General features: G+C 64.4%; 22 protein-coding genes. 11 read left to right on the forward strand and 11 right to left on the reverse strand.

The window, feature by feature from the left end; genetic code table 11:
• The first annotated feature begins 14 nt into the window (after positions 1 to 14).
• Positions 15 to 911, forward strand: coding sequence for a phosphate butyryltransferase (locus GX414_02060; protein NLI45872.1), 897 nt, complete (start codon positions 15 to 17; stop codon positions 909 to 911).
• Between the two features lie 48 nt (positions 912 to 959).
• Positions 960 to 2,024, forward strand: a complete 1,065-nt coding sequence (gene buk, locus GX414_02065; GenBank protein ID NLI45873.1) for a butyrate kinase — start codon at positions 960 to 962, stop codon at positions 2,022 to 2,024.
• Positions 2,025 to 2,117: 93 nt separating this feature from the next.
• Here the strand turns inward: buk and dnaK are convergent, their stop codons facing one another.
• Complete coding sequence (dnaK, locus tag GX414_02070; GenBank protein NLI45874.1) at positions 2,118 to 4,070, reverse strand: molecular chaperone DnaK; 1,953 nt, start codon at positions 4,068 to 4,070, stop codon at positions 2,118 to 2,120.
• 222 nt (positions 4,071 to 4,292) lie between these two features.
• Here dnaK and GX414_02075 point away from each other — a divergent pair, with 222 nt between their 5' ends.
• Both GX414_02075 and GX414_02080 read left to right on the forward strand, forming a co-directional pair.
• A complete protein-coding gene (locus tag GX414_02075; GenBank protein ID NLI45875.1) occupies positions 4,293 to 5,039 on the forward strand; it encodes a HAMP domain-containing histidine kinase in 747 nt (248 codons plus the stop codon).
• Positions 5,032 to 6,429, forward strand: coding sequence for a sigma-54-dependent Fis family transcriptional regulator (locus GX414_02080; protein ID NLI45876.1), 1,398 nt, complete (start codon positions 5,032 to 5,034; stop codon positions 6,427 to 6,429). The genes GX414_02075 and GX414_02080 overlap by 8 nt, the downstream gene beginning before the upstream one ends.
• Here GX414_02080 and GX414_02085 read toward each other — a convergent pair.
• Both GX414_02085 and GX414_02090 read right to left on the reverse strand, forming a co-directional pair.
• Positions 6,399 to 7,358: a hypothetical protein gene (locus GX414_02085; protein NLI45877.1), complete on the reverse strand. Its 960-nt coding sequence runs from the start codon at positions 7,356 to 7,358 to the stop codon at positions 6,399 to 6,401. The two genes, GX414_02080 and GX414_02085, sit on opposite strands and share 31 nt — an antisense overlap.
• Complete coding sequence (locus tag GX414_02090) at positions 7,355 to 7,666, reverse strand: septum formation initiator family protein (protein ID NLI45878.1); 312 nt, start codon at positions 7,664 to 7,666, stop codon at positions 7,355 to 7,357. The genes GX414_02085 and GX414_02090 overlap by 4 nt, the downstream gene beginning before the upstream one ends.
• Before the next feature lie 105 nt (positions 7,667 to 7,771).
• On the opposite strand from GX414_02090, the gene GX414_02095 reads away from it, so the two are divergent.
• A complete protein-coding gene (locus GX414_02095; protein NLI45879.1) occupies positions 7,772 to 8,122 on the forward strand; it encodes a divalent-cation tolerance protein CutA in 351 nt (116 codons plus the stop codon).
• Here GX414_02095 and GX414_02100 read toward each other — a convergent pair.
• Positions 8,070 to 8,822: a HAMP domain-containing histidine kinase gene (locus tag GX414_02100; GenBank protein NLI45880.1), complete on the reverse strand. Its 753-nt coding sequence runs from the start codon at positions 8,820 to 8,822 to the stop codon at positions 8,070 to 8,072. The two genes, GX414_02095 and GX414_02100, sit on opposite strands and share 53 nt — an antisense overlap.
• Positions 8,823 to 8,939: 117 nt before the next feature.
• Here GX414_02100 and GX414_02105 point away from each other — a divergent pair, with 117 nt between their 5' ends.
• Entirely contained in the window at positions 8,940 to 10,508 is a 1,569-nt protein-coding gene (locus GX414_02105; protein ID NLI45881.1) for an ABC transporter substrate-binding protein, read from the forward strand.
• A gap of 6 nt (positions 10,509 to 10,514) precedes the next feature.
• The gene (locus tag GX414_02110) at positions 10,515 to 12,887 is read left to right on the forward strand and encodes a response regulator (GenBank protein ID NLI45882.1); all 2,373 of its coding nucleotides are present in this window, start codon (positions 10,515 to 10,517) and stop codon (positions 12,885 to 12,887) included.
• Here the strand turns inward: GX414_02110 and GX414_02115 are convergent.
• From GX414_02115 to GX414_02125, 3 genes are all read right to left on the reverse strand, one after another.
• Positions 12,877 to 15,093 (reverse strand): S9 family peptidase, encoded by a 2,217-nt coding sequence (locus tag GX414_02115; GenBank protein NLI45883.1) that lies wholly within the window; start codon positions 15,091 to 15,093, stop codon positions 12,877 to 12,879. The two genes, GX414_02110 and GX414_02115, sit on opposite strands and share 11 nt — an antisense overlap.
• A 42-nt stretch (positions 15,094 to 15,135) precedes the next feature.
• Positions 15,136 to 16,173, reverse strand: a complete 1,038-nt coding sequence (locus GX414_02120) for an NDP-sugar synthase (protein NLI45884.1) — start codon at positions 16,171 to 16,173, stop codon at positions 15,136 to 15,138.
• Positions 16,174 to 16,242: 69 nt separating this feature from the next.
• On the reverse strand, positions 16,243 to 16,734 hold the full coding sequence (locus GX414_02125) for a BlaI/MecI/CopY family transcriptional regulator (GenBank protein NLI45885.1): 492 nt from the start codon (positions 16,732 to 16,734) through the stop codon (positions 16,243 to 16,245).
• 127 nt (positions 16,735 to 16,861) lie between these two features.
• On the opposite strand from GX414_02125, the gene GX414_02130 reads away from it, so the two are divergent.
• On the forward strand, positions 16,862 to 17,863 hold the full coding sequence (locus GX414_02130; protein ID NLI45886.1) for a hypothetical protein: 1,002 nt from the start codon (positions 16,862 to 16,864) through the stop codon (positions 17,861 to 17,863).
• Positions 17,863 to 19,317, forward strand: coding sequence for a transglycosylase SLT domain-containing protein (locus tag GX414_02135; GenBank protein NLI45887.1), 1,455 nt, complete (start codon positions 17,863 to 17,865; stop codon positions 19,315 to 19,317). The genes GX414_02130 and GX414_02135 overlap by 1 nt, the downstream gene beginning before the upstream one ends.
• A 28-nt stretch (positions 19,318 to 19,345) precedes the next feature.
• Here GX414_02135 and GX414_02140 read toward each other — a convergent pair whose 3' ends face one another.
• From GX414_02140 to moaA, 3 genes are read right to left on the reverse strand one after another with little or no spacing between them, the layout of a single operon-like run.
• Entirely contained in the window at positions 19,346 to 20,350 is a 1,005-nt protein-coding gene (locus tag GX414_02140; protein ID NLI45888.1) for an ABC transporter ATP-binding protein, read from the reverse strand.
• Positions 20,340 to 21,038 carry an ABC transporter permease gene (locus GX414_02145; protein NLI45889.1) on the reverse strand — a complete coding sequence of 233 codons (699 nt, stop codon included), beginning with the start codon at positions 21,036 to 21,038 and terminating at the stop codon, positions 20,340 to 20,342. The genes GX414_02140 and GX414_02145 overlap by 11 nt, the downstream gene beginning before the upstream one ends.
• A gap of 36 nt (positions 21,039 to 21,074) precedes the next feature.
• Positions 21,075 to 22,079: a GTP 3',8-cyclase MoaA gene (gene moaA, locus GX414_02150; protein ID NLI45890.1), complete on the reverse strand. Its 1,005-nt coding sequence runs from the start codon at positions 22,077 to 22,079 to the stop codon at positions 21,075 to 21,077.
• A 147-nt stretch (positions 22,080 to 22,226) separates the two neighbouring features.
• On the opposite strand from moaA, the gene GX414_02155 reads away from it, so the two are divergent.
• Complete coding sequence (locus GX414_02155; protein NLI45891.1) at positions 22,227 to 22,973, forward strand: NAD-dependent protein deacylase; 747 nt, start codon at positions 22,227 to 22,229, stop codon at positions 22,971 to 22,973.
• On the opposite strand, the gene GX414_02160 is transcribed toward GX414_02155, so the two are convergent.
• Entirely contained in the window at positions 22,963 to 24,144 is a 1,182-nt protein-coding gene (locus GX414_02160; protein ID NLI45892.1) for an aminopeptidase P family protein, read from the reverse strand. The genes GX414_02155 and GX414_02160 overlap by 11 nt on opposite strands.
• Before the next feature lie 174 nt (positions 24,145 to 24,318).
• On the opposite strand from GX414_02160, the gene GX414_02165 reads away from it, so the two are divergent.
• The gene (locus GX414_02165) at positions 24,319 to 26,778 is read left to right on the forward strand and encodes an OmpA family protein (GenBank protein ID NLI45893.1); all 2,460 of its coding nucleotides are present in this window, start codon (positions 24,319 to 24,321) and stop codon (positions 26,776 to 26,778) included.
• Positions 26,779 to 26,830: the final 52 nt, after the last annotated feature.

Genomic DNA, 26,830 nt, shown 5'->3' on the forward strand with positions numbered 1-26,830 from the left:
TCTGGAGGACATCCATGATCTGCACGTTCGACCAACTCTTCGAGGCCGTCCGGAACCGGCCCCGGCGCACGCTGGCGGTTCCGTCCGCCGAAGGCGGCTCCATCGTGGCCGCCTGCGCCGAAGCTTACCGGGCGGGCATCTGCGACACGATTCTCATCGGCGATCCGGCCAAGCTCGACGCGCTGCGGCAAGCCCACGCCCGGGACTGCGACGGCCTGCGCGTCGAGGCCGAGCCCGATCCGGACCGGGCGGTGGCCCGCGCACTGACCCTGATTCGAGCGGGCGAAGCCAACCTGCTCATGAAGGGGAAGACCGACACCCCGACGCTGCTCAAGGCGGTCCTCGACGCCGACACGGGCCTGCGCACCGGTCGGGTGCTTAGCCATGTGGCGGTGGTGGCGATGCCGGCGTACCCCCGCCTGATGCTGTGGACCGACGGCGGCATCAACATCCGGCCCACCCTGGACGTGCGGCTGGACATGATCCGCAACGCCGCCGAGTTCGCCGGCAAACTCGGCGTGGCCGTTCCCAACGTCGCCCTGCTCTCGGCGATGGAGAAGATCAATCCCAAGATGGAGGAGACTCTGGATTACGAGCGGATCCTGAAGCTGCACCAGGACACCCCCGTGGCGCCGGCGACCATCGAGGGGCCCATTGCCATGGACGTGGCGCTGAGCGCCGAGTCGGCTCGCATCAAGGAGATCGACAGCCGCATCGCCGGCGTCGCCGACATCTTCGTGACGCCAGAGATCTCCGCCTGCAACATCGCCGTCAAGGCGCTGATCTACCTGGCCGGCGCCCAGGCCGCCGGCCTGGTGGTGGGCGCCCGCGTGCCCATCGTGCTGCTGAGCCGCAGCGACGACGCCGGAACCAAGCTCCGCTCCATCGCGCTCGGGGCGATCTGGGGCTGACGCACGGCCACCGCGCGTACCCGATTATCCGAATCGAGAGGATCACCGATGAAAATTCTGACCATCAATCCCGGTGGCGTATCCACCAAGGTCGCCCTCTATGAGGGGCGCACCCTGCTCTGGACGGAAGACATCCAGCACGCCGAGGCGGAGCTGAAGGGTTTTACCTCCGTGCTCGGCCAGTTCGAGTTCCGGCTCGGCGTGGTCCGGGCCAAACTGGCGGAGAAAGGCGTCGAACCGGGCCAGCTGGCGGCGTGCGTCGGCCGCGGCGGACTGTTCAAGCCGCTGCACGCCGGCACCTACCGCGTTGACGCCGCCATGCTTGATGACATTCGGCAAGGGCGCACGAAGGCCGATCATCCGTCGAACCTGGGCGCGCTGCTGGCCGAGGCGATCGCCTCGCCGTCGGGGATTCCGGCGTTCATCGTCGATCCCGTGTCGGTGGACGAGTTCGACCACGAAGCGCGGCTGACGGGTCTGCCCGGTCTGGAACGGCGCTCCCTCGTCCATGCCCTGAACGTGCGCGCCACCGCCTTTAAGGCCGCCGAGAAGCTGGGCCGCCGGCTGGCTGATCTGAACCTCGTGGTCGCCCATCTCGGCTCGGGCTTCAGCATCTGCCCCATCCGCGCCGGGCGGATCATCGACGTGAACAATGCCAACGACGGTGGTCCGTTCTCGCCACAGCGCACCGGCACGCTGCCGGTGACTCAACTGGTGGAGCTGGCCTACTCCGGCAAGTACCCCACGGCCAAGGCTCTGAACGACGCCCTGACCAAGAAGAGCGGCCTGCTGGCCCACCTGGGCACCCATGACCTGCGCGAAGTGGAGCGCCGGATCGACGCCGGCGACGCAACCGCCGAGCGGGTGCTGAGAGCCATGACTTATCAAATCGTGAAGGAAGTGGGCGCCATGAGCGCGGCGCTGGACGGCCACGTGGATGCCATTCTGGTCACCGGCGGCCTGGCTCATTCCAAGCGCCTGTCGGGCGAGCTGCAGCGGCGCCTGGAATGGATCGCCCCGGTGGAGGTGTTCGCCGGCGAGAACGAACTGGAATCGCTGGCCATGGGCGCCTGGCGGGTGTTGAGCGGTCAGGAGCAGCCGTCCGTTTACTAAAGCCTCAGTCCGCCGAAACAGCAACCGGCCGGAGCGTGGCTCCGGCCGGTTTGGTTTTTGCGGATCGCTAATCCGCGGTGCCGCTGCGGCTGGTCAGTTGATTTCCGAATACTCGGCATCGACCACATCATCGCGGCCGTTCTTGCCGTCGGTAGGGCCCGCCTGCGGCCCGGCCGACGGACCCCCGCCGGGACCGGCTCCGGGGCCAGCGCCGGAGCCGGGACTGCCCGCGGGTCCCGCGCCCGCCGAGGCCTGTTGATAGAGTTGCGTGGCGATTTGCTGCGTCAGGCTGTTGAGCCGGTCGCGCAGCGGCTCCAGACCCGCCGGATCCTGGCTACCCAGTTTGTCGCGGGACTCCTTCACCAGCTCCTGAGCCTGGCTGACCAGGGTGCCGTCGATCTTGGCGCTGTTTTCCCGGACCAGCTTGTCGAGGCTGTAGGTCAGACTGTCCACCTGGTTGCGGAGTTCGGCCTGCTCCCGGCGGCGCTTGTCGTCCGCCTCGAAAGACTGGGCGTTGCGGACCATCTGCTCGATCTCATCCTTGGCCAGCCCACTGGACGAGGTGATGGTGATCTTCTGCTCCTTGCCCGTGGCTTTGTCACGGGCGGATACGTTGAGGATCCCGTTGGCGTCGATATCAAACGTGACCTCGATCTGGGGGATGCCGCGGGGCGCCGGCGGGATGCCCACCAGGTGGAACTTGCCCAGGCTCTTGTTGTCCGTAGCCATGGCCCGCTCGCCTTGCAGGATGTGGATCTCCACCGAATCCTGACCGTCAGCGGCGGTGGTGAAGATCTCGGATTTCCGGGTGGGGATGGTGGTGTTGCGCTCGATCAGCCGGGTGAACACGCTGCCCAAAGTCTCGATGCCCAGCGACAGCGGGGTCACGTCGAGCAGGAGCACGTCCTTGACTTCGCCGCCCAGCACGCCGCCCTGGATGGCCGCGCCCACCGCGACGACCTCGTCGGGATTGACGCCCTTGCACGGTTCCTTGCCGAAGAACTCCTGGACCATCTGCTGCACCTTGGGGATCCGGATGGATCCGCCCACCAACACCACTTCGTGAATGTCGGACGGCTTCATCCCGGCGTCGGCCAGCGCCTGACGGCAGGGGGCCAGGGTGCGCTCCAGAATGTCGGCGATCATCTGCTCCAGCTTCGAGCGGCTCAGCTTCAGGTTGAGGTGCTTGGGGCCCGCCGCGTCGGCGGTGATGAACGGCAGGTTGATGTCCGTCTCCTGCATCGAGGAGAGTTCGATCTTCGCTTTCTCGGCGGCCTCCTTAAGCCGCTGCAGCGCCATCTTGTCACTGGACAGGTCGATGCCCTGGTCGCGCTTGAACTCGGTGATGAGCCACTCCATGATCCGCTGGTCGATGTTGTCCCCGCCCAGATGGGTGTCGCCGTTGGTCGACTTGACCTCGACCACGCCCTCGCCCACCTCGAGAATGCTGATGTCGAACGTGCCGCCACCGAAGTCGAAGACAGCGATGGTCTGGTCCTTCTTCTTGTCGAGTCCATAAGCCAGGGCGGCGGCCGTCGGCTCATTGATGATCCGGCGGACGTTGAGTCCCGCGATCTGGCCGGCCTCCTTGGTGGCCTGACGCTGAGAATCGTTGAAGTACGCCGGCACGGTGATCACCGCGTCGGTTATTTTTTCACCCAAATAATCCTCCGCGGCCTGGCGCAGCTTCTGCAGGATCATGGCGGAGATCTCCGGCGGCGAGTACAACTTGCCGTTGATGTCCACCCGGGCATCGCCGTTCTGACCCGCCGTCACCGCGTACGGCACCAGCTTGGTCTCTTGGCCCACCTCGCTGAATTTGCGGCCCATGAACCGCTTGATGGAAAAGACCGTGTTAGCCGGATTGGTGATGGCCTGGCGCTTGGCGATCTGCCCTACCAGGCGTTCATTGTCCTTGGTGAATGCGATGACCGAGGGCGTCAGGCGGCTGCCTTCCGAGTTTTGAATGACCACGGGATTGCCGCCTTCCATCACGCTGACCACCGAATTGGTTGTGCCTAAATCTATGCCGATGATTTTTCCCATGTCGACTTCTCTCCCTCATCAAAATGTCAGGTTCCTTTGTGCAAATAACCTGCCAAACCGGTACTTAGCCGAACTGTATTTTTTACAACAGGTTACCGCTTGGCCCCACAGGCCGTTCTAGGACAAAATGTCTCAAGTGGAGAATTTTTCACCGGTCGCTTCTCATTCTATGGCAGATCCTCTATAATCGGAAGCGTCAATCCGTGACGGAAAGCGGTTGCCATGTCCGATCAATACGATCCCTCGAATCTCGTGAATCTTCTGCGGACCCTTCAGGCGGAAGAGACCAGCCTGATCTTCCAGCTCGTGGCGGACCGCCTGGCCCACGACACCGGCAGCATCCTGCACGCGCTCGCCGGTACCGCCAGCCTGCTGGAGGAGAATCCGGCGGGAGACCAGCGATTGCTGGTCGTGGGTGTGCGTCGGGAAAGCCAGCGGCTGGAGCGCGCCATCGTGCGGCTGTTGGAATTTCTGCGCGGCCTCGATGCGGCACCGACGCGTTTTCGCCCTGCCGATGTGCTGGCATCGCTGGTGCAGGCAACGCAGCCTTATCTGCACGCGCAGGGTGTGCAACTGACTCTGGGCCGGCTCGGTCGGCGGGCGGTTCTCGTGGGACGCCCCGAGCTGTTCATGGAACTGGTCTGGAAGTTCGTGTCGGAGTGCACCGCCTGGGCCGACTCCACCGACGCGCGGCCCCGGCCGGAGGTCCGGATATGCTGGACCGACACCGCCGGCGGCGGCCACCTCCGGTTTCACACCCGCAAGGTGCGGATCCCCGACGAATTCCGGATGCTGATCGCCAAGTCACCGCGCTGTCGCGACATCCTGCTGCAATCGTTTCCAACACCGTGGCTGATCATGGCCGCCCTGATTGACCGGTTCCAAGGCCGCCTGCGCCTGCTGCGCCGGCCGCCGGCCGATTGGACCGTGACCCTGATCTTCAAAGGAGCTCCGCCGCACGATGAGTAACACGTTCGCCATCCTGGTGGTTGATGATGATGAGGCCTCCCGCGTCATGATGATCGAGGCCTTGCGTCGCTCCGGCTACCAGCTCCGCGGCGCCGACAGTGCCGAAGCGGCGCTGGCCCTGCTGGCGCGCGCTCCGGTGGACCTGGTCGTCACCGACGTGCGCATGGGCGGCATGAGCGGGATCGAACTGGTCCGGAAGATCACCGAACGCTATCCGGAAATCCTCGTGATCGTCGTGACCGCCTTCGGCAACAGCGCCGTCACCATCGATGCCATCCGCTCCGGGGCGTTTGATTTCATCTCCAAGCCGTTTCACCCTGACCGGCTGCGGCAGGTGGTCGCCAATGCCGTCGAGAAGCGGGGGCTTCTCCGCGAGGCGGAAACCCTGGAACCGGTGGATACACTCAAGAGCCACGCCAACCAACTCATCGGACAATCCGGCCGCATGATCGATGTATTCAAGCTCATCGGCCGCGTGGCCAACACCGAGAGCACCGTCCTGATCTGCGGCGAGAGCGGCACCGGCAAGGAGCTCGTCGCCCGGGCCATCCATGAAAACTCCTTCCGCCGCGAAAAACCCTTTCTGGCTATCAACTGCGGCGCGCTGCCCGAAACGCTGCTGGAGAGCGAGCTGTTCGGCTATGAGCGCGGCGCGTTCACCGGCGCCGACAAGACACACATCGGCATCTTCGAGGCGGTCCACGGCGGGACCTGCCTGCTGGACGAGATCGGGGAGATGCCTCTGGCCGTCCAGCCCAAACTGCTGCGGGTCCTGCAGGACGGCGAGATCCGACGGGTGGGTTCGACCCGCGAAATCCAGGTGGACGTCCGGATCCTGGCCGCCACCAACCGCCAGTTGGACACGCTGGCGGCCAAGGGCCTGTTCCGCGAGGATCTGTTTTACCGGCTCAACGTCGTCCGGCTCGAGCTGCCGCCCCTGCGCGATCGCAGCGGCGACATTCCGCTGCTGACGGACCATTTTCTGAACCGCTACATGATCCGCAACCGCCGCAAAGGGCTCTCGTTCAGCCACGACGCCCGGCAGGCACTGGAGACGTATCACTGGCCCGGCAACGTGCGCGAGCTGGAGAACGTCGTCGAGTCGGCGGCGACGCTCTCACCCACCAGTGTCATCGGACCGGACAGCCTGCCGCTTAAGGTCCGGACGGCCGGCTTTGAAGACTCTTTCATCGAACGGCAGGTCCCGGCCGCCGCATCCGGCCAGATCATCCCGCTGGCCGAAGTGGAGCGGCTTTACATCCTGCGGGTGCTCCGCCAGGTCAACGGCAACAAGTCCATGGCGGCGAGGTTGCTGGGGCTCGACCGGAAGACGCTCCGACTCAAATTGAAGCAGTATGGCTACGACGGGAGCGAGGATGAGAAAGAGTAGAACCGGTCGGCCAGGTCGAGCAGGAGTTCGTGATCGCGCAAACCGGCCACCAGGTTCTCGGGGATCCGTTCAAAGGTGTTGAAGGCACCGGACAAGGCGCCAGCCAGAAATCCGGTTGTGTCTGCATTGTCTCCGGCGTAGATCACGCTGGACACGGTCATGAGAAAGTCATCCGGATACTTCAGAAACGCGAACAGCGCCGCAAACAGTGTCTCCAGCACGCTGTAGCCGGTGCCCAGTTCCTCCAGCCCCTCCTCGATGCCGGTGTCCAGCAGCGACAGCACCCACAGGAGCATGTCCCGGAACGCGGGGTGGTGGCCGGCGATGCAGTCCGCCGTGGCCCGGACGGCACCGAGGAGCTCCCGGCTGTCGCGGCACAGGCAGATGTTTTTGAGCAGCAATCCGAAGCAGGCGCAGCCCGCCAACACCTTCGGTTCCACCAGGATGCCCCGGGCCAGGGCGGTGCTGTGGTGCACGATGGCGTCGTTGTCGGCGAAGTGGCGGATGACCAGCGGCGGCACGAATGCCAACGGCTTGCTCCCGTCGCGGTATCCGCCGGCTTCGAACCAGGGTCGGCCCCGCTGCAGCTGGCGGCACGCGGCCAGGATCGATCGCCCGGGAGTGATCCAGCTGTCCGTTTCGTACAACTGGAGCATGCCGGCCGCCACGCTGTCCACGTCCACGTCGCCGCACTCGAGCAGCGACTCCGCGGTCAGGATCAGGAGTTGGGTTTCATCGGTGTAGTGCCCCCGGCCCAGGGCGGCGTTGACATGCCCCTCCGGCGCGACGAGGTACGCTTCCGGGCGCTTTGGGAACAGCTCCCGCACGACCTGCGGATGCAGGAACTGGAACGGCATCCCCATGGCGTCGCCGATGGCGGCGCCAAGAAAGACCCCGCGCACGTGGTCCTGGCTAGGCGCGTCGTTCATGGGGACTCCTTGGGCGGCGTCACCTGGTAGATGGTCTCACCCGGTTTCGCGTACATCATTTTCCGTCGGATCTCGTCTTCGACCGTTGCGGGATCTTTCTGCAGCTTGTCCACCCGTTCTTTCAGCTGCTGGTTCTCCCGCTTCAGCCGGTCAACATCCTGCTGGAGCGCCTCAAAGCGGGCCTCTTTTTCGCGCAAACTCAGCCATCCCCGCCGCCCGAACAGCGACGCCACAATGAAGCCGAGGCAACACAGAATGATGGCGATGTACAGCAACTCGCGGATGACGGCGCGCTTCTTGACGGGCATGGCTCTTACACCCGCGGATCCCTTTGCTATAATCATACTGCGTCGACCCGCGGTTTGCAAGCCTGGGCGGCAACCGACGGGCCGGCTATTAGCGCGAGGAAGCCCATGACCGATGCCTGTGTGGTGCTCTGCACCGCCCCGGATCCCGCCGTCGCGGAAACCATCGCCGACCGTCTGGTGGCGGACCGGCTGGCCGCTTGCATCAACGTGCTGCCCGGAGTGGTTTCGATCTACACCTGGCAGGGTGCGCGGTGTCGCGACATCGAATGCCTGCTGGTTATCAAGACAACAGCCGCCGCCTATCCGGCGCTCGAGCGAACAATCCGGCAGATCCATCCGTACGAGGTGCCGGAGATCCTGCGGTTACACGTGGATGATGGCTGGGGCGCCTACCTGGATTGGATCAGCCGGTCGGTGGCGGTGCCGGTTGCTGGTACGGAATCTCCATCCGGATGATCCGGCGGTCCCGCTCGTCGTGAGGACGCACGCACCCGCCATGGGCCGCCGCGATGGCATGTAGCGCCCGGGCGGCAAATTCACGGCGCGGATCCACCAGCCGGGATGCGTCCAGCGGCGGCAACGCCTCCGAGGTGCCCAACCCCGACCCCTTGACCGCCGAGTCGGAAAATACGACAACCGCGCACGAGCCCGCACTGGCCAGTTCGATCCGGATTTCCCCGCCGCTTCCCTCCGCCAGCAATCGATCCCGGGCATCGAGCACGAACGTGAGCACAGCCAGAGTCAGCAGGACGGGATGGCCGGACACCACGTGCTCGACTTCTCCCGTCACGTGCAGCCGGATGCTGCGCTTGCTCAGATGATGGTCCAGCACCTTGTACACTTGCACGGCGCTTTGCTTGAGATCCATGGGCTCGAACACATCCAGATCGGTCCGGGTCAGGCTGTGGATGTTCTGGACCAGTTGATGCAACCGGCTCGTCACGTCGTTGAAATTGTGGGCGGCCTTCAGCAGGATGTCCTCACGTTGGATCGCCAGGGCCATCTGCGCATAACCGCTCAAGGAGGTCAGCGCATTGTTGAATTCGTGGATCAGCATCTGGGTGAGCTGGCTGAGGCAGAGCTGGTGGTACAGTCTGAGGAGCGGCGAACCGGAAAAATAGTCGATCGGGACTGCCTCGATGCGTTGAGTGTGCATGCGCTGACCGCGGCTTCGATATCGGACTCGGCATAATCAGTATATAATACAAGACAGATGGAACACAGCAGATTTCACCGGTCCCGGCTCTCCCGACGGGGCGTGTGGCGCGTCCGGATGGCCGTGGCTTGTGGCGGGTTGATCCTGCTGGGCATCGCCTGCCGGCAGGCGGCGCCCGGGCCGCCGGCGCCCAAGAGCGTGCCGCTGCGGGGAGGGATATGCCGGCTGGTCACACCCGTTGTCGCCACACTGGATCCGCTGTACGTCACCGACGTGTACGAAGCGACGATCATCGCCTGCCTGTTCAACGGACTGGTGCGATACGATGACGCACTGAACGTTCTACCCGACCTCGCGGAGGAGTGGCGAGTGTCGTCCGACGGACGCACCTACACATTCACCCTCCGCTCGGGAGTTCGATTCCACGACGGTTCCCCGCTGGAAATCGACGATGTTCTGCACACCTTCCGGCGCTGCCTGACCGCCGGCGGCCAGCCTGCCAGCAGCGGCGTGATCCTGGAGCGCCTCGTCGACCAGGAGTACATCGACGGCCGGCCCACCTTTCGCATCAGCGCCCGCGATGCCCGCACACTGGAAATCGTCCTGCGGCACGCCTATCCGGAATTTCTCAAAATCCTGGCCATGGACCAACTCCGCATCGTCCCCCGGCGGTATTTCCCACCGGACCGCAAAGTCGAGCAGCCGCCCTTCATCGGCACCGGTGCGTTCATGCTCGATGTGTTTCAGACCGATCGGATCGAATTGAAGCGTAACGACCATTTTCACCGATCGCCGCCTCACCTCGACCGGGTGCGCTTCACCGTGACATCCGAATATTCCAGCCGTCACAACCGCCGCCTCTTCGAGGCGGGCCAACTGGACGTCATGGACGCGTATTCAGGCACCCCAAACGACGGGTTCATGCCACAGGCGCAACGACTCATCCAGGCTCAACTGACCACTTCAATGCTGGTTTTGAACTGCCGGCGCCCCCCCACGGATGATCCATCCTTTCGCAAAGCGGTGTCGCTTGCATTCGATCGGACGGAATATCTCACGCACAGTCATCCGACGCTCAAGCCCACCGAATCCTTCCTGCCGGCGCGCATGTTCGGATTCAGTCCGCCCTCCGGACGATTTGCTTTCGACCCGTCGGCCGCCGCCATGCATTTGGAACGATCCCGCCATTCCGGCGGGGAAACGCCGACGCTGATCTACCTGGACTTCCAGCGTGAGCCGCAGTTTTTCAATCTGTTGACGGACACGGCTCGCCGGCTCGGATTTTCGCTCGCCTGCCGGGAGATCCCGTGGGCCGGTTTTCAGGAGGAAATTCGACGTGGCGACTTCAACATCACCATCATGGCCTGGACGGCCGACACCCCCATCGCCGAGCAGTACCTCGAGAGTCTGCTCCATTCCGATTCGCAACAGAACGTCGCCGGTTATCGCGATCCGGTCGTGGACGACCTCATCGACCGGCTCTACCGGGAGTCCAACCTCCATGCCAAGCTCCGGATCATCCAATCCATCGAGACCCGCCTGCAGGAAACCGTCCCCCTGATCCCGCTGGAGAGTTACGTGATGACTTATCTGCTGCAGCCCCACGTCCGGGGCGCCCGGCTGAATCCGTTCGGCATCTGTTCACTCAACCTGGAAGAGATCTGGTTCGATCCCGCGCCCCGGTAGGCCGATATGCAGATCCTCGATTCGCTGCGCCGCCGTTTCACCCGCGTTCACAACCGCTACTTGTTCTTGTCCTTCCTGATCCTCTTCATTGCCATGTTCCTGCTGGCCGTGTTCATCCGCTACCAGTTCCGCGACATCCTGCTGACGGAAACCCATGAGCGCGGCGAGGAATTTGAGAGGAATCTCAGGGCCACCTTCACCCCGCTGCTGGTGACCTATAACTACGCTTCCATTTACAGCTATCTGGAAACCATGGTCGAGCAGCAGAACATTCTCTATCTGGCCGTTTACGACAAAGAGCTGACGCTGGCGGCCTGCAACAACTACTATCGCGAGAACCAGGACGCGATCCTCCGAATCCGAGGCACAGACCTGAAGTACCTGCGGCAGACCGCGTTCACCGAGGGCCTGATCGTTCTGCCTGGCGGCCGGAAAAATTACGTGTTGGACATTCAGGCGCCCGTGTTCATCAAGCCTTCGACGGTCCGCTGGGGCATCCTCCACGCCGGCCTGTCGCTGGACAACATGTACGCCCACCTGCACGAGATTCACATCTTCATCCTGTTGTCGTTCCTCGTCGCCCTGGTTGTCACCTACCTCGGGCTGCAGCAGGTGGCCCGGATGATCCGGCGGCCCATGGACACCCTGCTGGCCGGTGCCCGCAGACTGGCCACGGGCGACCTGAACCATCATTTCGATCTGGCGGGCGCCAACGAATTCGGGACGCTGGCCCAGTCCTTCAACCAAATGGTGGCCGAGGTCCAGTTGCTCCAGAATCGCTTGGAAGAATGGAATCGGGAGCTGGAGCAGCGGGTGGCCGAACGCACCGCCGCGCTTCAGGAGACGCGACAGTTCCTGGAGAACGTCTTCAACTCGCTCGCCGAGTGCATCATCACCATTGATCGGAAGGGGATACTCACCTACGCCAACGCCCGCTTTTTTGAGATCTCCGGCTTCACGCGGGACGACCTGGGCAAACCGTTTTCCCGTCTGTTCCTCAATCGCGGCCTGCCCAAGATCAAGGCGTTCCGGACATTCGTCCGCTGCCGCCGCGGCGAAACCATCCGCTGGGAACAGGCGATGCTTTTCAATCGCCGCGAGCTGCTGCTGGAGCTGGCCGTCAGCCCCCTGCACAGCCTCACCGGACCGCCGCTGGGGCTGTTGGTCATCGGCCGCGACATCACCCGGCAACGCGAGATCGAGCAGCAGCTCCACCACGCGCGCAAAATGGAAATTATCGGCGGACTGGCGGGCAGCATCGCTCACGACTTCAACAACCTGCTGGGGGCCATCCTTCCCGCCGTGGAGCTGCTGAAACAGGACCTGCACGGGCCGGAAGACCGCCGGCGGATCGAGATCGTGGAGCACTCGGCGCACCGGGCCGCCGACCTCATCGCCCAGTTGCTGTCTGTCTCCCGGCAACGTGAGTTGCCGCTGATGCCGCTGGACCTGAACGAGATCGTCGAGTCCGTTCTGGCCACTCTCGCTTCAGTGCTGGCCCCCGATCTCCGCCTCCAGGTCCGGCTGGACAACGAGCCGGTCCAGATCCAAGGCAACCGGAGCATGCTGGAGCAGTTCCTGTCCGAGGTGCTGCTCCGGTCGCAGGCGCAACAGCCGCACGGCGGTGAAATCCTCCTGATCACAGACCGCTTCCAGCCCGACGACGGATTTCTCCGGCTGCATCCCGAAGTCCCGGTCGGCGATTACGTGCAGCTTCGCATCATGGACACGGTCACCGGCGTTGAGGAGCAATACTTCCACCAGCTCTATGATCCGTTCTTCACCGCGACCGGCGGCACGGCCGACGCGTCCATCAGCGACTCGCTGGTTTACGGTGCGATCAAAAAACACAACGGCTACATATTCTGGAACGCCCAGCCGGACCGTGGCACCACCATCCAGATCCTGCTTCCCGCACTGACGCCGGACGTGCCGTTCTCCGCGAACGCCAAGGGCCTGCTTGAGGTTGCCCCAACCATGCCGCGCGGACATGAGCGGGTGCTGGTGGTCGATGACGAAGACATGGTCCGAGAAGTCGCGCGGGATTTGTTGGCCGAGCTCGGTTACAATGTGGATTCCGTGTCCTCGGGTCAGGAAGCGGTGCGGATGATCGAGGCCGCCCCGGAGCGTTTTGACCTGATCATTCTGGACATGGTCATGCCCGGAATGGACGGGCTGGAGACCATCAGCTGTCTCCGGCGCATTCGGCCGGACTTGCGGGTGATCCTCGTCAGCGGCTATGACTCCGACGAGAAGATCCGTCGCGCGCTGCAGTCGGGATACGTGGAATTCATGCAAAAACCATACAAGATCAACGATCTGGCCACCCTGGTTCGGCGGATCCTCCAATCCGAAAAGCCGCCGCCGTCTAATCCGTGAGCCAGGTTTCCCAAAAGGCGGTCATGGCCTCGAACAGGTGAACCCGCGACTCCGGGCTCCGGATACTGTGCTCCATGAGCGGGTAGAGCATGAGTTGGAACGGCTTGCCTGCCTCGATCAGCCGTCGGGAGAGTTGAACCGTGTTCTGCAGATGCACATTGTCATCGGCCGTGCCGTGCACGAGGAAAAATCGTCCGGACAGCGTCGCGGCGAAGTGGACGGGTGAAGACTGGCGGTAGCCGTCCGGGTTGTGTTGCGGCAAATCCATATAACGTTCGGTGTAGATGGTGTCGTAATTGAGCCAGTCGGTGACCGGCGCAACAGCGACACCCGCCCGGAAGACGCCTGATGCCCGGGTCATCGCCAGACAGGTCATGTAACCGCCATAGCTCCAACCCCAGATGCCGATTCGCTGCGCATCCACAAACGGCAGCGTTTTGAGGTACTCCACCCCGATGAGCTGGTCATGGAGTTCCTGCTCACCCAACCGCCGATAGATCGCGTTCTCCCACGCCTTGCCTCTCCCGGCGGAGCCCCGGTTGTCCAGGCTGAACACCACGAAACCGCGTTGGGCCATGAGCTGATGCCACAGATAGTAGGCGCCCGCCCAGCTGTCGGTCACCACCTGGGCATGGGGTCCGCCATAAACATAAACCAGGACCGGATACCGCCGGGCGGCGTCGAAATTCGGCGGCTTCAGGATCCGGGCGTGGAGCTCGGCGCCGTCGGGGGCCCGGAGTATCAAATATTCCCAGCGCGAAAACCCGTACGGCGTCAGCAGCCCGGGGTCGGGACGCCGGAACGCTTTTCCTGACAGCGGCCACGCCAGCCGGCCGATGCGGAATTCCGGTGGCGATGCATCCGTGGAATATGCGTCCAGGTAGCGGGTCGCGTCGGGCGAGATCACGACGTCATGGGTGCCCGGCTCCGTAGTCAACCGTCGCGGCGGTCCGCCCTCCAGTCCCACCCGATAGAGATGGCGTTCCCGAACACTGTGTTCCGTCGCCGTGAAATAGACAATTCCCTGGGACTCATCCAGACCGTTCAGCTCGGTCACCATCCAGGCCCCCCGGGTGAGTCGCCCGATCAGGCGGCCATCCAGGTCGTACCGGTACAGATGCCGGAAACCGTCGCGTTCCGATCCCCAGATGAACTCTTGCCGCTGGCGGAGCGGGTACAACACGTCATGCACATTGACCCAGCAGGCATCCTGCTCGGTCAGGATGACCTGCCAGGTCGCCGCCGCCGGTAGCATCCGGACCAGCTCCAGGCGGTTTTGCCGCCGGTTGAGTTGCTGCACGAGCAGGTGCAACGAATCAGGCGTCCAGGCCACCCGCGGCAGATACACGTCCGGCACGCCCCCCACCGCCAGTTGTCGGAGCTCGCCGGTGTCGAGGCGATAGTGGAAGAGCGCCGCCACGGGATTGGTGCCGCCTGCCTTGGGGTACTTCTGGAGCGTGATGACAGGATGTTGGGGCAACCAGTCCACAAGCGGATACTCCGCCACGTTGGATTGATCGAGACGCAGGATCGCCACAGCGCGCGAATCGGGCGACCACCAGTAGCCTTGCCCAAGCGCAAACTCCTCCTGGTAGACCCAATCCACAACCCCGTAAGCCGCCACGCGACTGCCGTCGGTTGTCGCGGCCACTTCCCGACCCGTCTCGCGAAAGAGGATCCAGAAGTTGCCGTCCCGGACAAACGATATCTTCGCGCCGTCCGGGCTGTAGCGCACTTCGGACTCCGCCTCCGGGGTGGTCGTCCACCGGCGGATCGCGCCGCTCAACAACTCGGTCTCATAGATGTCCCCGCGATACAGGAAGAGCGCCCGGTCTCCACTGGGTGAGAAGATCACCCCCGCCACCGCGGCTTCCGGCGGCGCCTTGTGGGCGAGGTCCGCCAGACCCGACAGTTTCTGGATCAGCCGCTCCGGGTCCAGCGCCAGCCGGCTCTCGCCTGTGAGCGGATCCACCGCTTGATACACGCTGCGGCCGGTCGCCGGGTCTTTGACCCGGCAGACTAGTTCACGGCTGTCGGCCCGCCAGGCCGGCTGTTCAACCACGCGGGACAGAAAGGCTGGATTGTCGTAGATCTCCCGGACGGTGATGGGCCGGAATCCGGCGACCCGGGTCCAGGTCGCCAGACCGACGGTCATCACCCCCGCGACGACCACCACGTAAATCGCCCGATGTCGACGGTGCGCCATCCTGTCGCCTCCCCATGCTGGCTTGGGGGTGGGGTGCCCCCCTCAAATGCGGCTGAAATCGGCCACGGTGGTCTTGTCGCCCAGAAACGCTCCCTTGCCGATGGTCACCGCCTCACCCAGCACACAATTGCGCCCCACTGCGCTGTAGCGCAGGTAGGCGCCGCTCTTGAAGCGGCTGCCGCTCATGATCACCGAATCGCGGATCTGCACCCCTTCCTCGATCCGGCATTTTTCGCCGATCACGGCGTTCTCGATGACGACGTTGTCCTTGATCACGCACGACTCGTGAACAAAGGATTTCGCGTCCATCCGGCTCGACGCCGGCAGGCTGAGCGGTTTCGGTTCGAACAGGCCGAAAAATTTGGGCAGCGGCACGCGTCCGGACAGCACGTCGAAGTTGGCCTGCAAATAGCAGCAGGGATTGTCGATGTGGCACCAGTACTCGTCGGTTTTCTGGGCGATTATTTTGGCACCCTGCCCGATCAGCCCCGGGAACAGCTCGCGCTCCAGAGTGTAGTAGGTGTCGGCCGGAATGGCGTCCAGGATCTCCCGCTCCATGACGTAGACCCCCATGTTCACCCAATCGTCCTGAAGTTCGTGGTCGCGCGGTTTTTCAATGAAGCCGGTCACGCGGCCGGTCCGATTCTTGAGGATGACGCCGAGCCGTTCCGGCCGGGTTGACCGGCCCTCTACCAGCGTGACCAGGGCGCGGCGCTCGCGGTGGTGCGCGATGACCCGGCTCAGGTCCACCCCGGTCAGGATGTCACCGTTCAGCACCAGCGTAGGGCCGGTGATCAGCGGGGCGGCTGTGCGCAGCGCACCGGCGGTGCCCTGGGGCACGGCTTCCACCGTGTAATGGATGACCAGTCCGAAGTCGGAACCGTCGCCTAGCAACTCCTGAATATGGCGAGGCTGGTATGACAGGGACAGGATCACTTCCTTGATGCCGGCCTTCTTCAGCCGCTCCAGCTGGTAAAAAATGAACGGGATGTTGCCCACGGGCACGATGGGCTTCGGGGTGTTCGCGGTCAGGGGCAGCAGTTCCGAGCCTTTGCCGCCCGCCAGGATCAGTGCTTTCATGGTGTGGTGATTCCTCCAGCCAAACAGCGGCCGATTATACCCTGTCCGGCGTCGGGGAGCAGCGGAAATTTACAACAGGTAGCTGTCGTCTTCATCGTCCGGTTCCACGGGCGGCGGCGCGGGCGGAGACTGCGTGTTCCGCGACCAGCCGTCCTCCGGCGCCGGTCGCGGCGGACGAGGCCGGCCGGCGCGTCGCAAGTCAGGCGGTCCGGTCGGCCCCGGCAGGGCGGCGGCCAGTCGCACGGGATCGGAGTCGAAGAAATCAGCCAAAAACGCCGCTGCCAGCGACTGGCGCACCCGCTCGGGCGGCATGCCGGCGGTGTACTGGAACGCCCGACCGCTTTTTCGCCGTAGCACCAGGTTTTTCCGGTGGAGCTGATCCAGCATGGTCATCACCGTGGTGTAGGCCAGTGGAGGGGAATCAGGCAGCCGCGCCCGGATCTCGGCGACAGAGAGCGGACCGTCCCGCCACAAGATTTCCAGAATGCCGAACTCCCGTGGACCCGGCAGCCGGAAGCCTGCATCAGATGACCGACTCGTCTTTTTACGTCGCGGCGGCATCACAATGATTCTAACAACGCCCGAACCGGTTTGCAACGCGCCGTCGGCGGGTGCGTATGTTTTCACTTGTACCCGGGATCCAAATCCGCTAGATTAACGCTTCGCTTTTTTCTTTCAGGAGGTTGCCATGAGGAAGACGACTGCTGGATGGATGACCCTGCTGGCGCTGCTGGTGCTCACGGCCGGGGTGTGGGCGCAGTCCGAACAGCCGCCCGCGCCGAAGACCGAACCGGCACCCGCCGCCGATCACAGCAAGGAGATCCTGGTCAAGATGGGGACCCGCGTCGTGACCGTCGGCCAGATCGAGGCGGAGTTCGCCCGCATTCCGCCCCAATTCGTCAGCCATTTCAATGATCCCCAGCGGAAGAAGGATTATGTGCAGAACATCGTGGACCGCATGGTGTTCGCCGAGGAGGCCAAGGTCCAGGGGCTGATGGAGCGTGAGGACATCAAGGAAAAGATCAACTCTTACGCCGAGCGGATCCTATACACCGAATATCTGAAGACGGCCACCGACGGGCTTCAGGTGACCAGCGCCGAAGCGCGCGCATATTACGAGGCCAATCCGAACGAGTTCGTGACACCTGAACGCATCCACGCCCGGCATATCCTGGTGAAGTCGGAGGAGGAAGCCGGTACCGTCAAAGCCGAACTCGACAAGGGTGCCGACTGGAACGAACTGGCAAAGAAATATTCCGTGGACAAGAGCAACGCCGAGCGCGGCGGCGATCTCGGATTCTTCTCCCGCGGCCGCATGGTCAAGGAGTTCGAGGAAGCGGCGTTCACCATGAATCCGGGCGAGATCAAAGGACCGATCAAGACGCAGTTCGGATTCCACATCATCAAGCTGGAGGAAAAACAGGCGGCCCAGACGCAGGATTTCGCCCAGGCGGAAAAAGCCGTGACCAGCAAGCTGATGACCCAGAAACGTGAAGCCAAGCTCCAGGAGATCCGGAACCAACTGGGCACCAAATACGACGTGACGGTCAACTGGGACAAGGTCAACGACATCAAGGTGGGCAGCGGCGTCGCGGCCCCCGGCCGGCCGGGTTCGACGCCCACGCCGGTGCCCATCGGCCAGCGTCCGCGGACAGTGGTGCCGGCTGAGCAGCCGCCCGTCAAGAAATAATGCCGGTTCGATCCGTCGGTCTGACCGCCACGGTCATTCACGGCTTCACGATCTCTCATCCAACCGGGGGCGGACAATCCCGCCCCCGGTTTCGTATCGGTGTCTCCATCCTGGCGGCACTTTACCTGCTGTTCCTCCCGCCCGTGATACCAGCTGCGTCCGCGAGCGCCTTGTTCTCCGAAAACGGGCTGGGTGACCAGGTGGACTTCTGGGAGCAGGTGTTCACGCGCTGGGGCCAGAATCAGGTGCTGATCCACGACCGCCAGGATCTGCGCCTGGTTTACGAGATCATGCAGCTCGACGGCGACTATCTCCATGATCCGGCTGCCGCCAAGGCTCAGCAGCAGGCCGTCCGCTCGCGCCTGGAGCATTGGGAGGGGCTGTTGCGCCATGCTGCCGGTCGCATCGAGTCCGGCGCCCCACCGGATCCGGCGACGGCACGCATCCTGTCCGTTGTCGGCGGCAGGCTGGGTCGCCCGCCCGCCGCCGCGGAGTTGCGCGAGCTGGCCGGCCGGCTGCGGTCGCAGCGCGGCATCCGCGAAGAGTTTGCGGCCGGCTGGCGGCGCGCCGGGCGCTACTATCCGCACATGCAGACGATCTTCCGCGCCAACGGGATCCCCGAGGAGATTCTGGCGATCCCCTTCTTCGAGTCGTCGTTCCGGGAGGATTCCCGTTCCCGCAAGGGCGCCACGGGCGTATGGCAGTTCATCCGCTCCACCGGCCGCACGTTCCTCCGCGTCAACCGGCATCTCGATGAACGACTCGATCCCTTGCTCGCCACCTACGGCGCTGTCAAGTTTCTGCGGGACGCCCACGGCAAGCTGGGCAGCTGGCCGCTGGCGGTGATGGCCTACAACCACGGCACCAACGGCATTTTCCAGGCCCGGCAGCGGCTGGGTTCAGATCCGCTCACCATTATCCGCTACTACTCCTCGAACCAGTTCGGGTTCGCCTCGCGCAACTATTACTCTGAATTCCTGGCTTCGTTGCGGATCCTGCGGCAACCGGAACGCTACTTCCCCAACCTTGTCCAGGCGTCGCCCTGGGAGTTCCGCGAGATCCATCTCTCCCGCAGCGCCACCTTCGCCCAGCTGCAAAAACAGTACCGCGTCCCCGCCGGCGTCATGCTGGATTTCAATCCGGCCGTGATCCGGTCCCGGGCCACCGCCAAGCTGTCATTTCCCGCCGGTTTTCGCCTGAAGCTGCCGCCCGTCGAAATTCCGGGAACGACCGTGTCGGACGATGCCGCACCGATTGTCGCCACCGCCGCGCCGGCTGCGCCGGCTCCCGCCACGCCCGCCGGACCCGGGCCGAAAGTCCACCGCGTCCAGGCCGGTGAAACGCTGTATCGCATCGCGATGAACCACAAGGTGACGGTGGCCCAACTCCGCCAGTGGAACAAGCTGCCGGGCAACACCATCCGGGTGGGTCAGCGCCTGGTGGTTCAGCCCTGAGGCCGGATTTTCCGAGGTAACTTGGCGACTACAACCAGCGGACCGCCGAGGTCTTGAAGCTCAGGTAGACCTGGTCCCCGACCACCAACCGGTGCTCCTGCAGTGACCGCAGGGTGATCCGGGCCTCCAGACTGATCCCGCAATCCACCGTGATATCCGCCGCCTCGTCCTGCTGGCGCGTGGCGCGGATCGTTCCCCGCAACTGGTTGCGGGCGGTACCGTGAAGGGCCTCCCGGCTGACGACAATCTCGGTGGGAGGGATGTGCACCAGTCTGGGCGGCCGGGTGAACGGCAGAATTTCCAGGGTCACGTTCCCCGTTCGGAAGAAGAACTGCCGGTTCTCCATGCTGGCCGTGCCGCGCAGCACGTTGCGGGGATGATGCGGCACCAGCCGGCGCCCGACGATCTGGACGATCTCGTCCGTCAAACGGATCGCAATCTCCTCCTGGTGGGTCGTGAACGCCACCGCCGCGCCCCGTTCCCGGGCCTGCTCCAGCAGCACGTTTTCCAGCAGCTCCCGGTTGACGGGGTCCACGTCGGCGAAGGGCTCGTCGAGCAACAGGAATTGCGGCTCCATCGCCAGCACCCGGGCCAGGGCCACCCGACGCTTTTCTCCGCCCGACAGCCGGGTGGCACGTCGCTTCGCCAGCGCCTCCAGATTCAGCCGCCCGAGGACGCCGGCGACACGCGCGTGCGCCGCCCGCTGGGACAAGCCGGCGAGGCGCAATCCGTACGCCAGGTTGCGCTCCACCGAGAAGTCGAACAGAACCGGCTCCTGCGCCAGCAGCAGCAGGTCACGCGGCTGGTTGCGCCCCTGGAAAAAGGCGGCCGGCGGCGCCTCATCGTAACGAATGACCCCGCTGAAATCGCGCTCCAGCCCGGCCAGCAGCCGGAGAAACGTGGTTTTCCCGCTGCCGTTCTCTCCGAGGATGGCCAGGATGCGTCCGCCGGTGACGGCCAGTTGCGGCACGCGGAACAGCTCCGTTCCGTTGCGGCGGACGCCGACGTCAGCGAGCGTGATCCTAGACAGCACGGAACCTCCGGCGCAGGACGACGATCAAGGCGTTCAACGCCAGCGCCACCGCCAGCAGGATGAACCCGAGTCCGATCCCGAGAGCGAACTCACCCTTGCTGGTTTCCAGGGCGATGGCTGTGGTGATGTTCCGGGTGTAGCCGCGGATGTTGCCGCCGATCATCATCGCGCTGCCCACCTCCGAAATCGCCCGGCTCAGGGCGGAGAACACCGCTACGGCCAGCGGGATCCGGCAGTGGTGCAACAGCAGCCAGAACTGTTGGCGGTGACCCGCGCCCAGCGACCAGGCTTCCTCGCGCAGCCGGGGATCCGCTTGCTCCAGCGCCGCGCTGACCAAGGACACCAGCAGGGGGAGAATCAGCACCGTTTGACCGATGGCCATGGCGGTCGGCGTAAACAGCAGGCCCAGCGGGCCGAGAGGTCCCTGACGGAAGAGTGTCGCATACAGCAACAGGCCCACTACTACGGTGGGCACCGCCATGAGGGTCTGGCAGATCGTCAGGATGAGCCGGCGGCCGGGAAATCGACAGGTGCCGAGCACAAATCCGGCGGGCGCGGCGATCAGCGTGGCCGCCGTGATGGCCGCCAAACTGACCGTCAGCGAAATCCAGAGCGCGCTGTAGAGGTCGGCGTCACCCGTGACGATCAGCCGGAACGCCTTGGCCAGCGCCTCGCTCAAAAAATCCACACGCCCTTCCTCTGCCGCGGAATTTCCATCAGCCGGTCAGCCGCCGATGCGGGACATGGCCGACGTGCATTTCCACCCACCACCGATGCCCCCCGCCGGTCCGGCCGGCTTCTGGGCCACTGCCGACCGGAACACTCCGGCGAGCGCCTCGTCGTCGACGCCCCCTCGCAGCAGCCGGCGCAGGTCCACCTCCGCCTCGTGAAACAGGCAGGTGCGGAGCTTGCCATCCGGGGTCAGGCGGAGCCGGTTGCAGTGCCGGCAGAAATGGTCGGTCATGGGGCTGATCAGTCCGATCCGTCCGGCCGCGCCCCGAATCTGGAAGAGGCGGCCGGATACCGGTGCGCCCGCCGGATCATCCAGCGGCGCCAGTTCGTAGCGCTTACTGAGGATCTGGAGCACCTCCTCGCCCGGCACCAGTTGGGCGGAGTCCCAATAGGCGTGCCCCCCCACGGGCATCAATTCGATGAAGCGGACCTCGTAAGCGTGGTGCAGCGTCATGGCCGCAAAATCCGCGATCTCATCCAGGTTGACGCTCCGCATGGTGACCACGTTGAGCTTGACGGGATGCAGGCCGGCCGCCTCGGCCGCCCGGATGCCCTCAAGCACGTTCGTCAGGACGGGCTGGCGGGTGATGGTCGCAAACCGCTCCGGCCGCAACGTGTCCAGGCTGACATTGACCCGGTGGAGTCCGGCGGCCCGAAGCGCCGCCGCATAGTGCCCCAGCAATGCGCCGTTGGTCGTCAGGCTGAGGTCGGCGAGGTCGGGCAGCCGGGACAGCTCAGCCAGCAGGGACACCACGCCCCGGCGGACAAGGGGCTCCCCCCCGGTGACCCGGATTTTCCGTAGGCCCAGTGAAATGGCGATCCGCGCGCAGCGCAGAATGTCCTCGTAGGTCAGGATGTCCGCATGGTTCAGCAACGGGATGCCTTCCGTCGGCATGCAGTATTGGCAGCGGAAATTGCACCGGTCGGTGATCGAAATGCGAAGGTAATTGATGAGCCGGTTGTGATGGTCGGCTAGTGGCGTGGGTGCATGTGTCATCGTCCGTGTCCCCGGGCAGTATACTGGAAAGCCCCACCTGTTGCAACGTGGCCAGGTTGACGGCTCATACCGACAGCGGATCCCCGTTGGCACCGTGGGTCTGTTTCCAATATCATGATAGTCGGCGTCTGCAACCGCGGAGGCGGCATGAACAACGGAGACACCCTGGACCACGCCGCGAGCGTGTTCCAAAAGTCCCGATTCAATCTGGCGTTCACCGGCGCCGGTGTGTCGGTGGAATCGGGTCTGCCCGACTTCCGTTCCCCCGGCGGATTGTGGGATCGGTATGACGTGGCGGAATACGCCACGCTGACCGCGTTCCAGCGGCATCCCGAAAAGGTCTGGACATTCATCCACGAGCTCCTGGACGGCTACGGCGGCGTCCAGCCCAACGCCGGGCACCGGGCCATGGCGGCGCTGGAGGCAGCCGGCGCGCTCCATGCCGTGGTTACCCAGAACATCGACGGTCTGCACCAGGCCGCCGGCTCCCGCCGCGTGGTGGAGTTTCACGGCAGTCTGCGGCGGCTGGTCTGTCTCGGATGCGGGCGAATGTGCCCAACCGACGATCCGTCCGTGCGCGCCCTCCCCGTGCCGCGCTGCGCCTGCGGCCGCGTTTTCAAGCCGGATTTCGTGTTTTTCGGCGAGGCGATTCCCGCCGCGGCGCTGACGGACGCCTTCGCCTTGGCCCGTTCATGCGGGGTTCTGCTGGTGGCGGGCACGTCGGCCGAGGTGGCGCCCGCCAGCCTCATTCCATATGAGGCCAAGGCGGCCGGCGCCACGATTGTGGAGCTCAACGTCCGGCCCACGGCGCTCACCGACGGTCTGACCGATCACTTCATCGCCGGTCCATTCGCACACACCATGGTCGCGCTCGCTCGACGGATCACTGGATAATCCAAATCTCCCGCTGGAACGACGACAGGAACCGGCCGCCCTCGGGCGTCACCACCGCGATCTCCTCCACCGTGGCCACGCCGTGACCAGCGATGTGCACCCGCGGCTCCAGGGTGTAGACCTGCCCCGCCTCGATTTTCAGGTACGGGAGCTGTCCGTAGCGCTCCCAACGCGGACAGAGCAGACCGGCGCCATCGTGGGCCGAGCGACCCACCTGGTGCCCCAGCGCGTGCTTGAATTCGTCGAAACCACAGGCCATGATGTGATTGCGGGCGATCTCATCAATGCGCCAACCTTCCACTCCCGGCTTCAGGGCCTCGGCGGCACGAGTGATCGCGTCCACCACGGCGGCGAATCCCCGCCGGACGCTCTCCGGCGGTTCGTGCTCGCCTTCGCGCAGGACGTACCAGGTCCGCTGAAGGTCGGACACATAGTCGTCGATGCGCAACCCGAAATCCATGTTGATCACGTGCCCCCGCTCCACCGCCTTGTCGGTGGGCCCGGTGTGCGCCTCGCCATGGTCCGGCACGCCCGTGAACACGGCGGGGCAGTGCACCTCGTCCCAGGCCAGCTCGAAGCCCGCTTCCCGTACCCGCTGAAGGACGAACTCGTGGATCTGTCGTTCCGTCCGGCCCGGCCGGATGAAGCCGGTCACCGCCTGAAAGATCTTTTCGGCCTCGGTCACGGCGCGCTGGATACGGCGGACCTCCTCGGGCGATTTGCGGCCCCGCAGGGCCGCAATCAGGCGCTCCGAGGGCACCAGTCGGTTCGGATACGGCGTCCCTTCCAGGTATCGCAGCAACAGCAGGTACATGCCGTGGGACAGACCGTCGGCCATGACGTCGTCAGAGGAGTAATTGATGGCGATGGTGGCCGGATCCAGCTCGGCCAGCGTCTGCCGAAGTGCATCGCGCACCCCGCCCACGTAGGTGATCACCGTGGCGTAGTCGCCTCGCTTCTGAATCTCGGCTGCGTCCAAACTGCCGACGATGGCGATGGTCCGGCCGGTTCGGGTGATGATGAACGCGGAGGCCCAGGTATAGCCGGCGCCCACGACCAGCGGCCCGCATGGATCCATCGACGTGTGGGACTCGCGGCCGAAGATCAGCCAGGCGTCAATGTTCAACTCCTGCATGATGCCGATTGCTTGTTGGATTTTTTCACGAATCATTTACAAACTCGGCCTCCTTTGACTAAAATATCGCAAATGCTGTGCGCATGTTCGTTTGGGGACAACAGCAGGTTTCTACGACATCGACTCGTTTGTTGCATCCTTAGTATACGACACGAACCCCCTTTGTTTGGGCTGAAACCGCATCATCTTTGATTGGTATAAGGAGGAGCTGTGAAACGTTCAATCTGGTCCTGCCTGATCGTTCTGCTGGTTCTGGGCGCCTGGGTGCTGCCCGTGGACAAGAACGACTGGGAGGAAGTCAATTTCGTTTTCAATTCGTCCGTCCTCGTGGACGGGTTCCCGTCCATGCTCGAGGTGGCCGACCTTCTCAGCAAAAGCCCCGATCTCCATCTGCTGGTCGAAGGGCATTGCGATGTCGTGGGGTCCGACCGCTACAATGACCAGCTGGCCATCAAGCGGGCGACCGCGGTCCGCGACTTCCTGGTCAAATACGGCGCCCGCCCCGACCAGGTGGAAGTCGCCGGCAAAGGGAAACGCGAACCCAAGGCCGAGAACGAAACGCCTGAAGGCCGGTTCATCAACCGGCGCGTGGTGTTCACGTTGTACCGGATAAAGGACGGCGTGAAGGAAATCCTCAAGCGCGACGTGCCCATCAGCGGCGTGATCCAGCAGCTGCAGCAGGACACCTGCAAGGACAAGCTGGCCGAGCTGGGCCAGAAGCAGGACGCTATCCTGAACAAACTGGCGGACCTCGACAAGATCCTGGGCGAGCTCCAGCAGCTCAGGGATCGTCAGGCCCGGCTCGAGGACGAGCTCGCCCGGTTGCGGGAGCAGGCCAAACCGCTTCCGCCGCCGCTCCCGCCGCCGGTCCCGGCGGCGACGCCGGCCCTGGCCGAGGCGCCCGCCGCGCCACTGAAGATGGCGTGGGGCGACTTGGGATTGCTGGGCTTTGATCTGGGCGCCACCGAAGACGGCGACCTCACCGGCAGTGTGAGCGCCCGCTATTTCCACCGCTTCACCCCGAGCCTGGCGCTGCAAGGCCAGGGCGAGTACCTGCTGTATCCCGAGCGGCAGGAGTTCCAGTTCGACCTGGGCCTGGTTACGCGGTATAAGCGGTTCCAGGCGGGCGCGTTCGCCTCGCTCAAGCGCGTGGAGCTGGATGATTATGCCGACGGCGGCACCCTGGCCCAAGGCAGCGTGATCGCCGAGTACCTGTTCAACTGGGGCTCCGTCGGCGGGTTCGCCACCCAGGGCCTGCTTGGTGAGAGCGTGATCGACCGCGACTACATCTCGAACCACGTGTTCCGCGAAACCTACCTGAACACGCTGAACCAGTACGGCGTCACCGCCCAGGTGGACCTGCCGGCCCGGTTCATGCTTGAGGGGAACGTGGGCTACATCGACCGCGGCGAGCTGGCCAGCCGGGCAGGCGGGCTGGTGCGCCTGGTGCGGCCGTTGGGAGACAACTGGAGCTGGTTCGTCGAAGGCAGCTGGAACGAATCCATGCTCGGCGACGAAACCACCGGCCGTTACGCCGCCGGCATCCGCTACGGCGCCTGGAAGCAGCCGATCCGCGGCGAGGTGGCCGAGGTGGTGCCGGTGGATGTGCCCCGGCTCAAGTACGATGTCCGAACCCGGATGGCCCGCTCCGGCAACGACGTGCCCATCGCCAACGCCGGCCCCGACCAGATCGACGTGGAGGCCGGCCTGATCGCGTTAGACGGGACCGCATCCTACGATCCCGACGGCGACGCCATCGCCTTCCACTGGACCCAGGTTCAGGGGCCCGCCGTCTCGCTCGGCGGCGCGAATACCGCCACGCCGTCATTCACCGCCGAGGCCGGACATGTGTACGTCTTCCGGCTGCGTGTGACCGACACCGGCGCCGCCTATGCAGTGGATGACGTCGTGGTCACCACCCGGAAGATCGAAAACGTCGAGATCCTGTACTTTTTGGCCGACCCGGCGGTGATCAGCCCCGGCCAGCAGTCCCGTCTGAGCTGGAAGGTCCTGCACGCCGAGTCGGTGGAGATTGAAGGCATCGGCCCCGTGTCCATCGAAGGGTCCACCTATGTGGCGCCGGCGGCTACGCAGGAATACGTGCTGATCGCCCGCGCTCCGGGGCAGGAGGTCCGGGCTACTGTGGTCGTCACCGTCGCCGACGCGCAGATTCTGTTCTTCATCGCTGAACCCACCCAGATCAGTCCCGGCCAACAGTCCCGGTTGAGCTGGAAGGTGAGCAACGCCGCCGCGGTCCGCATCGAAGGCATCGGGGCGGTCCAGGCCGAGGGCAGCCTGATGGTCGCGCCCACGGCCAGCACCACCTACACGCTGATCGCCACCAGCAGCAGCGGCGCGGAGATTCTGGCCTATGCGGTCGTTCAGGTGATCACGCCCAACTCGCCGCCCGTCGCCTACGCCGGCTCCGATCAGATCAGTCGCCAGTTCGGCACCTACACTCTGGATGGCTCCACATCGTACGATCCCGACGGCGACCCGCTGACCTTCCTGTGGCAGCAGCTGGATGGGCCGGTCGTCACTCTGTCGGCCCCGACCAGCGCCGTCACCACCTTCGAAGTCACCGTCACTGGAACGTATGTTTTCAATCTCCAGGTTTTTGACGGCAAGGGCGGTGTCGCCAGCGACACGGTCCGGGTGACGGTCTACTGATCCATCGACCGAGCACCGACTGTATGCATGCCCGGCCCGGACTGGCCGGGCC

Source organism: Acidobacteriota bacterium, assembly GCA_012517875.1.
Taxonomy (GTDB): domain Bacteria; phylum Acidobacteriota; class JAAYUB01; order JAAYUB01; family JAAYUB01; genus JAAYUB01.